Below are 15,070 nucleotides of genomic sequence, written 5' to 3' on the forward strand. Positions count from 1 at the left end.
CAAAGACTAGAGAGCGCACTTCCGACGGACAACCTGAAAACATTGTGGGAAGGATCGCCGAAACAGACACAACTTTTAAACATTCGAGAATGGAACGCGGAGCGTCCCGGGCGGCATTCCCACGCGGAGCGTGGGAACGATCAAACAGTCTGCAGTTGTTTTCCGTTTTCCGCTGTTCGCTTCCCACCACTCAAAACAATGAGCGTTAGCTCGAGTACCGCTCTTGACGTGCCGGCCCCATCGGAAGGCTGAGTGGAGGGATTTATCCGGGGGTGGGAGCGCAGCGACCGTTTGGCGAAGCCAAACACATCGAGAGGAGGTGCAGCGAAGCAAACCGTAGGCGATGCCCCCGGATGAATCCCGGAACGAAGGGACGCCGAGCCACAGCGAGGCGCCGAACGCAGGGGCCCAGACCTTTGGTTCCTTTGGGGCGTTTGCCAAAGGGACTCGCCGTAAGGGCGAAACCGCCAGCGGGCGCACCCGAAGAAACGGATATGTACTCGATAAATCCCCAGAATGGTCGGCCCAAAGGCCGCCAAGTCAAAAGCCGAAACTGACAGCGCCGTCAGTTAGCCGTCACCCTCCTGACCCCCAAACAAGTTTATAAAGACAAAACCTGCCCAAACCCCGTCCCCCTGGCGCCCCACAAGCATGCAAATCCAGAAGAAAAAAGCCCTGCTCGCCACCCTGTTGATCGCCCTCGCAGCCGCAGGTCTGTGGTACGCATACAAACCCGCCCCGGCCAAACTGGCAGCCCCCACCGCCATCCCGGTCAGGGTCGTCGCCGTCAGCGAAAAAGACGTCCCCCGCTACACCAGCGGCATCGGCTCGGTCCTCTCACTGCACAGCGTCGTGGTGCGCCCACAGATCGACGGCATCCTCACCAAGCTTTTGGTCAAAGAGGGCCAACTGGTGAAACAGGGCGACCTGCTCGCCACCATCGACGACCGCTCGATCCGCGCCAGCCTCGACCAGGCCCGGGCGCAACTTGGCGAAAGCCAGGCGCAACTGCAAGTCGCGTTGGTCAACCTCAAACGCTACAAACTGCTCAGCGTCGACGACGGCGTCTCCAAGCAGACCTACGACCAGCAACAGGCACTGGTCAACCAGCTCAAGGCCACCGCCCAAGGCAACCAGGCCTCGATTGACGCGGCACAGGTACAACTTTCCTACACCCAGATTCGTTCCCCGGTCACCGGCCGCGTCGGGATTCGCACGGTCGACGAAGGCAACTTCCTGCGCATGACCGACACCCAGGGTCTGTTCACCGTGACCCAGATCGACCCGATCGCCGTCGAGTTCTCCCTGCCCCAGCAAATGCTGCCGACCCTGCAAGGCCTGATCAGCGACCCGCAGCGCGCACTGGTCAAGGCCTACATCGGCGCCGACACCGATGGCGAAACCGGCAACCTGCTCGGCGAAGGTCACCTGACCCTGATCGACAATCAGATCAACGCCAACACCGGCACCATCCGCGCCAAGGCCGAGTTCGACAACCCCAACCAGAAACTCTGGCCGGGCCTGCTGGTGACGGTAAAGATTCAGACAGCGCTGGATAAAGATGCGCTGGTGGTCCCGCCCACCGTCGTACAGCGCGGTCTCGACCAACACTTCGTTTATCGGGTCAACGGCGACAAGGTTGAAGCGGTGCAGGTGCAGATGGTTTATCAGGGCAGCGGTCAGGACATCATCAAGGGCGTGAAGCCCGGCGACGTGCTGGTCAGTGATGGCCAGTCGCGGCTCAAGCCCGGTTCGACCGTGCAGGTCATGAGCGAACCGCCGCAGGTGGTGCAAGCGGAGCCCAAGCCATGAAGCAGCACAAAGGCGTTTCGACCTGGTGCATCGATCACCCGGTGGCGACGATTCTGCTGACCATCGCGCTGGTACTGGTCGGGGTGATTGCCTTCCCGCGCCTGCCGATTGCCCCACTACCGGAAGCGGAATTTCCGACGATCCAGGTCTCCGCCCAACTACCCGGCGCCAGCCCCGACACCATGGCTTCGTCCGTGGCCACGCCGCTGGAGGTGCAATTCAGCGCCATCCCCGGCATGACCCAGATGACCTCCAGCAGTGCGCTGGGCTCCACGTTGCTGACCTTGCAATTCACCCTCGACAAGAGCATCGACACCGCCGCCCAGGAAGTGCAGGCCGCGATCAACACCGCCGCCGGCAAACTGCCGAAAGACATGCCGACCCTGCCGACCTGGAAGAAGGTCAACCCGGCCGACAGCCCGGTGCTGATCCTCAGCGTCAGCTCCACGCAAATGCCAGGCACTGAACTCAGCGACCTGGTTGAAACCCTGCTTGCGCGTCAGATCAGTCAGATCGACGGTGTAGGCCAGATCAACATCACCGGTCAGCAACGTCCGGCAATCCGCGTTCAAGCTTCGGCGGACAAACTGGCGGCCATCGGCCTGACCCTCGCCGACATTCGTGTGGCGATCCAGCAGACCAGCCTCAACCTCGCCAAGGGCGCGCTGTACGGCGAATCGAGCATTTCCACGTTGTCGACCAACGACCAGTTGTTCCACCCCGAGGAATACAGCCAGCTCATCGTTTCCTACAAGGACGGCGCCCCGGTTCACCTCAAGGATGTCGCCAAAGTCGTCAACGGTTCAGAAGATGCCTACGTGCAAGCCTGGGCCGGCGATCGACCGGGGGTCAATCTGGTGATCTCGCGCCAGCCCGGCGCCAACATCGTCGAAACCGTCGACCGGATTCAAGCCGCCCTGCCCGGCCTCGAAGCCATGCTGCCGGCCTCGGTGCAGGTCAAAACCCTGATCGACCGCACCCAGACCATCCGCGCCTCGCTGCATGAGGTGGAAATCACCCTGCTGATCGCGATCCTGCTGGTGGTGGCGGTGATGGCGCTGTTTCTGCGCCAACTGTCGGCGACGATGATTGTCTCGGCGGTGCTCGGCGTGTCGCTGACGGCCAGTTTCGCCTTGATGTATTTGCTCGGTTTCAGCCTGAACAACCTGACCCTCGTGGCCATCGTGGTGGCGGTGGGCTTCGTGGTCGACGATGCCATCGTGGTGGTGGAAAACATCCACCGTCACCTCGAGGCCGGCGACAGCATGCGCGACGCCGCGATCAAGGGCGCCGGCGAGATCGGTTTCACCGTGGTCTCGATCAGTTTCTCGCTGGTGGCGGCGTTCATTCCGCTGCTGTTCATGGGCGGCGTGGTCGGGCGTTTGTTCAAGGAATTCGCCCTGACGGCCACCTCGACCATCATGATTTCCGTGGTGGTATCCCTGACGCTGGCGCCAACGCTGGCAGCGCTGTTCATGCGCAAACCGGTGCATCACGCCCATGACAAACCAGGCTTCAGCGAACGCCTGCTCGGCTGGTACGAAAAAGGCCTGCGCCGCGCCCTCGCTCACCAGAAATTGATGATCGGCGTGTTCGGCATTTCCGTCGCGCTGGCGATTGGCGGCTACGTGTTTATCCCCAAGGGTTTCTTCCCGGTGCAGGACACCGGTTTCGTCCTCGGCACCACCGAAGCCGCCGCCGATATCTCCTACAGCGACATGGTGAAAAAACACCTGGCGATGGCCGAAATCGTCGCCGCCGACCCGGCCGTGCAGGCGTTCTCCCACTCGGTGGGCGTGTCCGGCAGCAACCAGACCATCGCCAACGGCCGCTTCTGGATCGCCCTGAAAAAACGCGGCGATCGCGATGTTTCGGCCAGCCAGTTCATCGATCGCATTCGTCCGCAACTGATGAAAGTCCCCGGCATCGTGCTTTACCTGCGCGCCGGCCAAGACATCAACCTCAGTTCCGGCCCGAGCCGTGCGCAATATCAATACGTGCTCAAGAGCAACGACGGGCCGACCCTCGCCACCTGGACCCAGAAACTCACCGAGAAACTGCGCAGCATCCCGGCGTTCCGTGACATTTCCAACGACCTGCAATTGGGCGGCAGCATCACCCATATCAGCATCGACCGCAGCGCCGCCGCGCGTTTCGGCCTGACGGCGAGTGATGTCGACGAGGCGCTGTACGACGCCTTCGGCCAGCGGCAGATCAACGAGTTCCAGACCCAGGTCAACCAGTACAACGTGATCCTGGAACTGGACACCAGACAGCGCGGCAAGGCCGAAAGCCTCAACTATTTCTACCTGCGCTCGCCGCTGAGCGGAGAGATGGTGCCGCTGTCGGCGCTGGCCCGATTCGACGCGCCGACCATCGGCCCGCTGTCCATCGCCCACGACGGCATGTTCCCGGCCGCCAACCTGTCGTTCAACCTGGCGCCCGGTGTGGCACTGGGCGATGCGGTGATTCTGCTCAATCAGGCCAAGGCCGAGATCGGCATGCCGACCGCGATCAGCGGCAACTTCCAGGGTGCGGCCCAGGCGTTCCAGAGTTCGCTGAAAAGTCAGCCGTGGCTGATTCTCGCGGCGCTGGTGGCGGTGTACATCATTCTCGGCGTGCTCTACGAGAGCTTCGTCCATCCGCTGACGATCATCTCAACCTTGCCAGCGGCGGGTCTCGGCGCGGTGATCATGCTGTGGATCTGTGGCCAGGACTTTTCGATCATGGCGCTGATCGGGCTGGTGCTGCTGATCGGTATCGTCAAGAAGAACGGCATCCTGATGATCGACTTCGCCCTGGAGGCGCAGCGTCATCGCGGGCTGTCGCCGCAGGATGCGATTTTCGAAGCGTGTATCACCCGCTTCCGGCCGATCATCATGACCACCCTCGCCGCGCTGCTCGGCGCCCTGCCGCTGATGCTCGGTTACGGCACCGGCGCGGAACTGCGCCAGCCGCTGGGGATCGCCGTTGTGGGTGGTCTGCTGGTCAGCCAGATGCTGACGTTGTTCACCACGCCGGTCATATACTTGTGGCTCGAGCGGCTGTTCCACAAGCCCAAACCTGCGCCCATTGCGGCGCTGGCAACGACAGACTGAGGCGGGTCATGCGCGTTCTGATTATCGAAGACGAAGAGAAAACCGCGGACTACCTGCACCGCGGCCTGACGGAACAGGGTTACACCGTGGATCGGGCCCGCGACGGCGTCGAGGGCCTGCATCTGGCGCTGGAAAGCGACTACGCGGTGATCGTCCTCGACGTGATGCTGCCGGGCCTCGACGGCTTCGGCGTACTGCGCGCTTTGCGTGCGCGCAAGCAGACGCCGGTGATCATGCTCACCGCCCGCGAGCGGGTCGAAGACCGAATCCGCGGCCTGCGCGATGGCGCCGACGATTACCTCGGCAAACCGTTCTCCTTCCTCGAACTGGTGGCGCGCCTGCAAGCGCTGACCCGGCGCAGTGGCGGCCATGAACCGGTGCAAGTGAGCATCGCCGATCTGTGGATCGATCTGATCAGCCGCAAGGCCACCCGCGCCGGGACGCGGCTGGATCTGACGGCGAAGGAGTTTTCCCTGCTCAGCGTGCTGGCCCGGCGTCAGGGCGAAATCCTCTCGAAAACCGCGATTGCCGAGATGGTCTGGGACATCAATTTCGACAGCGACGCCAACGTGGTCGAAGTCGCGATCAAGCGCCTGCGCGCCAAGCTCGACGGGCCGTTCGACGAGAAGCTGCTGCACACCATCCGGGGCATGGGTTATGTGCTGGAGAGCCGTGGTGTCCAGTAACTCTATCGCGCTGCGCTTGAGCGGGATGTTCACGCTGGTGGCGCTGCTGGTGTTCCTGTTGATCGGCGGCGCGCTGTATCAACAAGTGGACAAAGGCCTGGGCCTGCTGCCGGAAGCGGAACTGGATGCACGTTACAGCGTGCTCGAATCGGCGCTCAACCGCTATGGCACCCCCGAGCACTGGGTGAAGATCAACGCCAAGCTCAAGCTGCTCGGCGAAGAAGACAAGCGCATCCGGTTCTGGGTGGTCAGCGGCAATCCGGGCTATGAATTCGGCGAGCCCGATGTCTCGATCCGCGCGTTTGCCCAAGGCCCGCTGGGCATGCGCGACCTGCAACTGCCCGACCATCCCTATCCGCTGAAAGTGCTGCTCACCGAACTGCCGGCCAAGGATCAACGCCCGCCGCTGCGCTTCATGATCGGCATCGACACCGAGACCTTTCACCAGACCCAGCATCAGTTGCTGATCGCGCTGGTGAGTCTGGCGGTGATCGGCGTGCTACTGGCTTCGGCGTTGGGTTACTGGGTGGCGCGAATCGGCCTCAAACCGCTGATCAAACTGTCCCACGAAGCCCAGCGGCTGGCACCGCCGTTGCGGGCCGGGCGTCTGCGACTGTCGCCGTTACCGCCGGAACTGGAGCAGTTCGTCGACTCGTTCAACTCGACGCTGGAGCGGGTTGAGCAAGCCTATTCACGTCTCGAATCCTTCAACGCCGACGTCGCCCATGAACTGCGCTCGCCGCTGACCAACCTGATCGGCCAGACCCAGGTCGCCCTGACTCGCGGGCGCTCGGCCGAGCATTATTTCGAAGTGCTGCAATCCAACCTCGAAGAGCTGGAACGCCTGCGTTCGATCATCAACGACATGCTGTTCCTGGCCAGCGCCGATCAGGGCAGCAAGGCCACCAAACTGACGTCGACTTCGTTGGCCGATGAAGTGGCGACTACTCTCGAATACCTCGATTTCATCCTTGAGGATGCGCAGGTCCAGGTTCGGGTAAGCGGCGATGCGCAGGTGCAGATCGAGATTGCTCATCTGCGCCGGGCCTTGATCAATCTGTTGAGCAACGCAGTGCAACATACCGCGCCGGGACAGGTGATCGAGGTGCATATCACGGTCGAGGAACATCAGGTCAGCATCGGCGTGGCCAACCCCGGCGCGCCGATTGCCAGCGAGCATTTGCCGCGCTTGTTCGAGCGCTTCTACCGGGTCGATGCGTCGCGCAGCAACAGCGGCAACAACCACGGATTGGGGCTGGCGATCGTCAAGGCGATTGCGCTGATGCATGGCGGGGATGTGTTTGTGCGCAGTGATCGCGGAATGAACACTTTCGGGATTCATTTGCCGGTCTGACCCCACCCCTCATCGTTCCCCACGCTCTGCGTGGGAACGCCGCCCGGGACGCTCCGCGTCCCTCTCAAGCCGAGCCCGGAAACGACCTCCCCCGCTGATCTTTGCTTCTGCTGTAACAGTCATTTATGAAAATCACGCTGTTTCCCAACGCCCGGCAACCTTATCTTTGCCCGCACCAAACAGCACTTGCCAAGCAAGAAGGTTTTCAAGATGTCCAACAGTATGGGTATTGCCAGCGCTTTCGTTTTGTCCTCATTGATCCTGTCGCCGATGGCGATGGCTGAAGAATCCCAGACGTTTGTAGCGCAAAACGCCGCTCGCGCTCACGCATTCGAACAGCATCAGGCAGAAGTGATGGCCAAGGCTCAGGACGCTACGCAAGCCCCGCAGGCCTTAAATTCTCAGGCTCAAGCCTCCGAGAAAGACAGCTGAGTCGCGCACCGCGCAACGTTTCCCTCGACGCGGTTGTTTGGCTCTTCCCGTTCAACCGTCGTCCTTGCAGGCCGCTGATTTTCAGCGGCTTTTTTTCGTTGTGGTCTGAAAGCTGTCTGGTACGTCTTTAACAACTGGAAATATCCCGCACCTCAAGACATTGAAGTGTCAGTTGACCCAAGGAGCTTTACCGCACGTGCGTTACCCAGTTCGCTTCACCCCGCTGTTCATTGCAATTGCCGCAACGATTGCCCCCGCCGCCCACGCTGCCGAAGCCGAGCAGCAAGGTTTCGTCGAAGGCTCGAGCCTGAACCTCAATGCCCGCAACTACTACATGAACCGCAACCGTCTGCAGCAGACGGACGACAACATCGAGTGGGGCCAGGGGTTCCTCGGCAAATTCGAGTCGGGCTACACCGAAGGCACAGTCGGCTTCGGCATCGATGCCCACGCCATGCTCGGTCTGAAACTCGACGGTGGTGGTGGTACGGACAATTCCAGCATCCTGCCGGTCAGCGACGGCAGCGGCAAAGCGCCGGGGTCGTTCTCCACGGCGGGCGCCACCCTGAAAATGCGGGCGTTCGATACCGAGTTGAAGGCCGGCGACCTGTTCCTTGCCAACCCGGTGATCGCCGGTGGCGAGACGCGCATGCTGCCGCAGACCTTTCGCGGCCTCAGCCTGACCAACCACAGCTTCGAGGGCTGGATGATCGAAGGTGGTCAGGCCAGTTTCACCAAACCCTACAACCAGAGCGGGCACAAACGCATCGGCACCTCTTACGGCACCCTCGCCGACGGCGACAAGAGCCAGCACCTGAACTGGGCCGGCGTGGCCTGGAGCGGTGTCGAAGGCCTGACCAGCAGCCTGTATGCCTCCGAGTTGAAGGACATCTGGAACCAGTACTACTACGACCTCGACTACACCTGGGCGCTGAATGATCGGGTGACCCTCAACCCGGGCCTGCACTTCTATCACACCCAGGACACCGGCGACGCGCTGCTGGGCAACATCGACAACAACACCTACAGCCTGCATTTCACCGTGGGCATCGGCAGCCACAGCGTTACCGCCGCGTATCAGCGGGTCAACGGCAATACGCCGTTCGATTACATCAGCCAGGGTGATAGCGTCTACCTCGACAACTCGCAGCAGTACTCGGACTTCAACGGCCCGAACGAACGCTCTTGGAAACTCAAGTACGCCTACGACTTCGCCGGCGTCGGCCTGCCGGGGCTGACCTCGTCGCTGTCTTACTCACGCGGTACGCTGGACCTGACCAAGGCCGATCCGGACAGCAAGGGTTACGCCTCGTGGTACAGCGCCGAAGGCCGCAACGCCAAACACTGGGAGCGCGACATCGACCTCAAATACGTGGTGCAGAGCGGCCAGGCCAAAGACCTGGCGGTATGCCTGCAATGGGCGACCAACCGCGGCGGCAACGGTTACGGCGCAATCGATACGGACACCGATGAATACCGTGTGATCATCGACTACCCGATCAACGTCTTCTAAGATCGGCACTGCGATAAAAGGCCAGCCTGACGCGCTGGCCTTTTTCTTGCCTGTGGCAGCGAGCGGGTACAACTACGCTTAGAAGAATCCCAAACCGAAAACCGGACCATGATCGCGAGCCGCACCCCTACCGTTCCCGGCACGACCGGACGCTCCGAGCTGCTGTTGATCTCAGGCAGCCTGCTGAGCGTGATCGCGATTGTGTGCATCGTCACGTTCCTGCTGATCCGTGAACGCGCCAACGCCCAGGAATCGGCCACCCGTGGCGCCACCACCATCGCCCAGCTGATCGACGCCGACGTGCTGCGCACCGTCGAGCTGTATGACCTGACGCTGCAAGGGCTGATCGCCGCCGCCCAGCGTGACGACCTGAAAGACGTGTCGCCGCAGATCCGCCATCTGGCGTTGTTCGACCGCTCCACCACGGCGCGCTTCAAGGGCGACATCCTGTTGCTCGACAAGTATGGCGAGGTGATTGCCGACTCCTCGCGGGTCGATCCGCTGCCGGGCAATTTCGCCGACCGTGACTACTTCCTCGCCCACGCCTTCAACCGCGACACCGGCATGTTCATCAGCCGTCCGTTCAAACCCCGCTGCGACTGCGATGACGCGAACCAGTGGCGGATCAGTTTCAGTCGGCGCATTTCTTCAGACACCGGTGAGTTTCTGGGCGTGGCCGTGGCGTCGATGAAGCTCGATTACTTCGATCAGTTGTTCAACAGCCTCGACATCGGCATCGACAGCACTCTCAACATCATCAACAACGACGGCATCCTGCTGGCGCAGAAGCCTTATCTGCAGAGCGACTCGATCGGCAAGAGCTTTGCCGCCCGGCCCAATGTGGTGCGGATTCTGCGCGACAACAACGGCAATGGCAGTTTCAACAGCATCTCGAGCATGGATTATCAGCAACGGCTGTACACCTATTCGCGGGTCGGCAATCTGCCGCTGACGGTAATCGTTGCCCTGTCCAGCGAGGAAGTGTTCGGCGCGTGGCGACGCACGGCGATCCTGATCAGCGGTGCTACCGGCGTGTTGTGTGCCGGTCTGCTGTGGCTGACCTGGCTGCTGGCCCGGGAGCTGCGCCTGCGTCAGCGGGCCGAACATGAACTGGCACAACTCGCCGCAACTGATGCCCTGACCGGGGTCGCCAACCGGCGGATGCTCGATCAGTCACTGCGCCACGAGTGGTTCCGCGCCCAGCGCTCGGGCAAGCCGCTTTCATTGCTGATGATCGACGCCGACCACTTCAAGGCCTTCAATGACCGCCACGGGCATCAGGCCGGAGATCAGGCGTTGCGTGAACTGGCCAGGGTGATCACCGCCAATGTGCGGCGTCCGGCGGATCTGGTGGCGCGGTATGGCGGTGAGGAGTTTTCGGTGATCCTCGCGGAAACCGACAGTGCCGGGGCGCAGCAGATCGCCGAACACATTCGTGCAGCGGTGGAGCAATTGCCGAGCCTGAATCAAGACCAGTCACCGATGACCGTGAGCGTCGGTATCAGTACCTGGACGGCGACGAGCGAAATCAGTCTGGAGCAGCTGTTGTTCGCGGCGGACAAGGCGTTGTATCAGGCCAAGGAAGGTGGGCGAAACCGGGTCGTCGTCGCTTGATGGGTGTTTTGGCCTTTCTGGCCTCATCGCTGGCTTGCCAGCGATGAGGCCGGTACAGCCAATGCAAAACCTGCGGGCATAAAAAAAGGCCACCGAAAGGTGGCCTTCAAAAAACTAGAGAGGTTTTTTACTTACACCGCCGCAACCGGGCGCATGTAAGAGATTGGTGCAGTGCTGGCGTCTTCGAACGTCACGACTTCCCAGGCATCTTTCTGCTCAATCAACTTGCGCAGCAGCTGGTTGTTCAGTGCGTGGCCGGACTTGAAGCCCTTGAACTCACCAATCAGGCTGTTGCCCAGCAGGTACAGGTCGCCAATCGCGTCGAGGATCTTGTGCTTCACGAATTCGTCTTCGTAGCGAAGGCCGTCTTCGTTCAGTACGCCATCGGCATCGACCACGATCGCGTTTTCCACGCTGCCGCCGAGTGCGAGGTTGTGCTTGCGCAGGTACTCGATGTCACTCATGAAACCGAAAGTACGGGCGCGGCTGACTTCTTTTACGAACGAAGTGCTGGAAAAATCCACGCTTGCACTTTGGGTGCGGTCCCGGAAAACCGGGTGATCGAAATCGATCTCGAAGCTCACCTTGAACCCTTCGAAAGGGACGAAAGTGGCGCGCTTGTCGCCGTCTTCCACTGTCACTTCACGCAGGATGCGGATGAATTTCTTGGCGGCGTCCTGTTCTTCCAGGCCAGCCGATTGAATCAGGAATACGAAAGGTCCTGCGCTGCCATCCATGATCGGGACTTCAGACGCGGAGAGCTCGACGTAGGCGTTATCGATGCCCAGGCCAGCCATGGCCGAGAGCAGGTGCTCCACCGTGTCTACCTTCACGTCACCGTTGACCAGCGTCGTCGACATGGTTGTCTCGCCGACGTTGGCCGCGCGAGCCGGTATCTCGACAACCGGATCGAGATCGGCACGACGAAAGACGATCCCGGTGTCGACAGGTGCAGGCTTGAGGGTCAGGTAAACCTTCTCCCCGGAGTGCAGACCTACACCGGTGGCACGGATAATATTTTTCAGTGTGCGTTGTTTAATCATGGCATGGGCCGCTTCAGCGCAAATTGCGAACTGGTATCAACAAAGGCTGGCGATGATAGCAGACCGAGCCTTTGCTGAACACCAATCACCTGAATACCCCTGATACATTTCATCAATCGGCCTGACGACGCAGGAAAGCCGGGATGTCCAGGTAGTCCAGGTCATCTTGCGGATTCATCTTCGCGGCAGTCGCAGCACCGGCCTGAGCCTGGTTGCGCATGACGGTAGGACGGTCCAGGTCACGGTAATTCACCGCTGGCTGCTCCTGACGAGCGGGTGCCGGTTGCTGCACTTGAGCAGCCGCCATCGAGGTGTGAACGGTGTTGTCGATGACCTTCACAGGCTTCTCGATTTTCGCGCCCAGACCGGTGGCAACCACGGTCACGTGCAGTTCGTCGCGCATGTCCGGATCGATAACGGTACCGACCTTGACCATCGCGTGCTCGGAAGCGAAGGCTTCGATGATCGAACCCACATCGGAGTACTCACCCAGGGACAGGTCAGGACCGGCAGTGATGTTCACCAGGATGCCGCGTGCGCCTTGCAGGTTCACGTCTTCCAGCAGTGGGTTGCGGATGGCCGCTTCAGTGGCTTCACGTGCACGGTTCGGACCGCTGGCGCAGCCAGTGCCCATCATCGCCATGCCCATTTCGCTCATCACGGTACGTACGTCGGCGAAGTCGACGTTGATCATGCCCGGACGCTTGATGATGTCGGAGATACCGCGAACGGCACCGGCCAGTACATCGTCAGCCTTGGCGAAAGCCGACAAGAGGCTTGCGTCCTTGCCGAGGATGGTCAGCAGTTTTTCATTCGGAATGGTGATCAGCGAGTCGACGCTTTCCGAGAGCATGCGGATGCCTTCGTCGGCGATCTGCATACGCTTGCGGCCTTCGAACGGGAACGGACGAGTCACGACCGCAACGGTCAGGATGCCCATTTCCTTGGCCACTTCGGCGATGATCGGCGCCGCACCGGTACCGGTACCGCCGCCCATGCCGGTGGTGATGAACACCATGTTGGTGCCGGCCAGCACTTCAGCGATGCGCTCGCGATCTTCCAGCGCAGCCTGACGGCCGACTTCCGGGTTGGCGCCGGCGCCCAGGCCTTTGGTCACGCCGGTGCCCAGTTGCAGAATGGTGCGCGCGCCAATGTTTTTCAGCGCTTGAGCATCGGTGTTGGCGCAGATGAATTCCACGCCTTCGATGTTGCTCTTGACCATGTGATTGACAGCGTTGCCGCCGCCACCGCCAACACCGATAACTTTGATTACCGGGCTTGCGGGGATGTTGTCTACGAGTTCGAACATTTTCCCTCTCCTTACATTCTCTAGTTTTTTCGCCTACTGCTGTTTGTTGCGGTGCTGCGGTAAAGCATTAGAAGTTGCCTTGAACCCACTTCTTCAAACGGTCCAGCAACGGCGCCTGCGGCTCATCGTTGCTGTAGCTGTCGCGGCTGCCGATGCCCGAGAACGAGATCCCGTCGGACTGCTTCTGCAGGCCGTACATCAACAAGCCAACGCCAGTGGAATAAATCGGGTTGCGTACCACGTCATCCAGACCTTTCACGCCGTGGGGCACGCCCAGGCGGACCGGCATGTGGAAGATTTCTTCGGCCAGTTCCGTGGCGCCTTCCATCTTCGAGGTACCACCGGTCAGCACGATGCCGGCCGGGATCAGGTCTTCGTAGCCGCTGCGACGCAGCTCGGCCTGGATCAGGGTGAACAGTTCGTCGTAACGCGGCTCGACCACTTCGGCCAAGGCCTGACGGGACAGTTCGCGCGGCGGACGATCGCCGACGCTCGGCACCTTGATGGTCTCGCCGGCACCGGCCAGTTTGGCCAGGGCGCAGGCGTAGCGGATCTTGATCTCTTCGGCGTACTGGGTCGGGGTGCGCAACGCCATGGCGATGTCGTTGGTCACCTGGTCGCCCGCAATCGGGATCACCGCCGTGTGGCGGATCGCGCCTTCGGTGAAGATCGCGATGTCGGTGGTGCCGCCGCCGATGTCGACCAGGCACACGCCCAGCTCTTTCTCGTCGTCGGTCAGGACCGAGTAGGCCGAGGCCAGTTGCTCGAGAATGATGTCGTCGATTTCCAGACCGCAGCGACGCACGCATTTTTCAATGTTCTGTGCGGCGTTGACGGCGCAGGTGACCACGTGAACCTTGGCTTCCAGACGCACGCCGGACATGCCCAGCGGCTCGCGCACGCCTTCCTGGTTATCGATCACGTAATCCTGCGGCAGGGTGTGCAGCACACGCTGGTCGGCCGGGATCGCCACCGCCTGGGCGGCGTCGAGTACGCGCTCCAGGTCAGCCGAGCTGACTTCGCGATCACGAATCGCCACGATGCCGTGGGAGTTCAGGCTGCGAATGTGATTGCCCGCCACGCCGACGAACGCCGAGTGAATGCGGCAGCCCGCCATCAGTTGGGCTTCCTCGATCGCGCGCTGGATCGACTGCACGGTGGACTCGATGTTGACCACCACGCCTTTTTTCAGGCCGCGGGACGGATGAGTGCCGATCCCGACGATTTCCAGCGAGCCGTCGTCCGCAACCTCGCCGACCAGCGCCACCACCTTGGAGGTGCCGATATCGAGACCGACGATCATTTTGCCGCTTTGCACGTTTGCCATGGGTCCTGCCTCTTCTTAATTCTTTGCGACAGCGGGTTGGGCTGTCGTCGGCGCTACTGGTTCCCGCCAGCCAACAGCGAGGCCGTTGGCGTAGCGCAGATCGATGCGCGCAATGTTCGTAATCTGTTCTTTGAGCGTCTTGTCATAGATGGCAATGAAGCGGCGCATCTTTTCCACCAGGTTGCCGCGTCCCAGCAGCAGCTCGATCCCGGGGCCGGAACTGCCGGCTCCGGTGGTCAGGAACCAGCTGCCGCGTTCACGCAGCTCCAGCCGCGCAATCGAGAAGCCCAATGGCCGGAGCATCTGGCTCAGCACCTGGTATTGCTGCATCACTTGCTGCTGGGCCCGCTGTGGACCGAACAGCTGCGGCAGGTGTTCGTAGTTCGCCAGTTCCTTGGGCGTGAACGCCTGGCCCTGGTTGTTGAGCAACGACTCGTCGCCCCAACGGGCCACCGGCAGTTGCTCTTCGAGGCGGATCACCACCTGGTCCGGCCACACCCGACGTACTTCGGCGTGGGCGATCCACGGCATCTGTTCCAGCTCGGTGCGCATGCTCGCCAGGTCGATGGTGAAGAAGCTCGACGCCACATACGGGGCGATCCGCTGCTGCACCGCTTGCTGACTGATGTAACTCAGGTCGCCCTGTACCGCGATCTTGGTGATCGGCCGGTCGGCGTACGGCAGCAAACGCTGTGCGCCTTCGTAAGTGCCGAACCCCAGAGCCACCAGCAGCACCGGCCAGAACAGACCTTTCAAAAAGCCGAAGTTGGCTTTTGGCAGGCGCGCGGACATCGGCTCTTTGGCCACCATTCGGCTGGCACCCCGCGGCACCGGCTTGCGGCCGGGTGCGGGTGGCTGATGTCTGAGATGAGCGCCTTGCAT

At 61.4% G+C, this 15,070-nt stretch carries 11 protein-coding genes; 7 read left to right on the forward strand and 4 right to left on the reverse strand.

Annotation, left to right across the window (positions count from 1 at the left end):
• Positions 1–651 precede the first annotated feature (651 nt).
• The 7 genes from K3819_RS23925 (at position 652) to K3819_RS23955 (ending at position 10,509) form a co-directional block, all read left to right on the forward strand.
• Positions 652–1,812, forward strand: a complete 1,161-nt coding sequence (locus K3819_RS23925; protein WP_074691007.1) for an efflux RND transporter periplasmic adaptor subunit — start codon at positions 652–654, stop codon at positions 1,810–1,812.
• Positions 1,809–4,910 carry a multidrug efflux RND transporter permease subunit gene (locus K3819_RS23930; RefSeq protein WP_221398069.1) on the forward strand — a complete coding sequence of 1,034 codons (3,102 nt, stop codon included), beginning with the start codon at positions 1,809–1,811 and terminating at the stop codon, positions 4,908–4,910. Before K3819_RS23925 ends, K3819_RS23930 begins: the two co-directional genes overlap by 4 nt.
• Before the next feature lie 8 nt (positions 4,911–4,918).
• The gene (locus K3819_RS23935) at positions 4,919–5,596 is read left to right on the forward strand and encodes a heavy metal response regulator transcription factor (protein ID WP_011335857.1); all 678 of its coding nucleotides are present in this window, start codon (positions 4,919–4,921) and stop codon (positions 5,594–5,596) included.
• The gene (locus K3819_RS23940; protein ID WP_221398070.1) at positions 5,586–6,950 is read left to right on the forward strand and encodes a heavy metal sensor histidine kinase; all 1,365 of its coding nucleotides are present in this window, start codon (positions 5,586–5,588) and stop codon (positions 6,948–6,950) included. The genes K3819_RS23935 and K3819_RS23940 overlap by 11 nt, the downstream gene beginning before the upstream one ends.
• A gap of 210 nt (positions 6,951–7,160) precedes the next feature.
• Positions 7,161–7,382 (forward strand): hypothetical protein, encoded by a 222-nt coding sequence (locus K3819_RS23945; RefSeq protein ID WP_039766234.1) that lies wholly within the window; start codon positions 7,161–7,163, stop codon positions 7,380–7,382.
• A 196-nt stretch (positions 7,383–7,578) separates the two neighbouring features.
• Positions 7,579–8,895: an OprD family porin gene (locus K3819_RS23950; protein ID WP_221398071.1), complete on the forward strand. Its 1,317-nt coding sequence runs from the start codon at positions 7,579–7,581 to the stop codon at positions 8,893–8,895.
• 108 nt (positions 8,896–9,003) lie between these two features.
• Positions 9,004–10,509 carry a sensor domain-containing diguanylate cyclase gene (locus tag K3819_RS23955; RefSeq protein WP_085610957.1) on the forward strand — a complete coding sequence of 502 codons (1,506 nt, stop codon included), beginning with the start codon at positions 9,004–9,006 and terminating at the stop codon, positions 10,507–10,509.
• A 131-nt stretch (positions 10,510–10,640) separates the two neighbouring features.
• Here the strand turns inward: K3819_RS23955 and lpxC are convergent, their stop codons facing one another.
• The 4 genes from lpxC to K3819_RS23975 all read right to left on the reverse strand — a co-directional run bounded on the left by lpxC (position 10,641) and on the right by K3819_RS23975 (position 15,070).
• Positions 10,641–11,552, reverse strand: a complete 912-nt coding sequence (gene lpxC, locus K3819_RS23960; protein ID WP_007956752.1) for a UDP-3-O-acyl-N-acetylglucosamine deacetylase — start codon at positions 11,550–11,552, stop codon at positions 10,641–10,643.
• A gap of 112 nt (positions 11,553–11,664) precedes the next feature.
• Entirely contained in the window at positions 11,665–12,861 is a 1,197-nt protein-coding gene (gene ftsZ, locus K3819_RS23965) for a cell division protein FtsZ (protein WP_007956754.1), read from the reverse strand.
• Between the two features lie 67 nt (positions 12,862–12,928).
• On the reverse strand, positions 12,929–14,188 hold the full coding sequence (gene ftsA / locus K3819_RS23970) for a cell division protein FtsA (RefSeq protein WP_007956755.1): 1,260 nt from the start codon (positions 14,186–14,188) through the stop codon (positions 12,929–12,931).
• A 15-nt stretch (positions 14,189–14,203) separates the two neighbouring features.
• On the reverse strand, positions 14,204–15,070 hold the full coding sequence (locus K3819_RS23975) for a cell division protein FtsQ/DivIB (RefSeq protein WP_039766241.1): 867 nt from the start codon (positions 15,068–15,070) through the stop codon (positions 14,204–14,206).

The sequence above is a fragment of the Pseudomonas sp. 3-2 genome (assembly GCF_019710535.1).
Taxonomy (GTDB): Bacteria; Pseudomonadota; Gammaproteobacteria; order Pseudomonadales; family Pseudomonadaceae; genus Aquipseudomonas; species Aquipseudomonas pharyngis.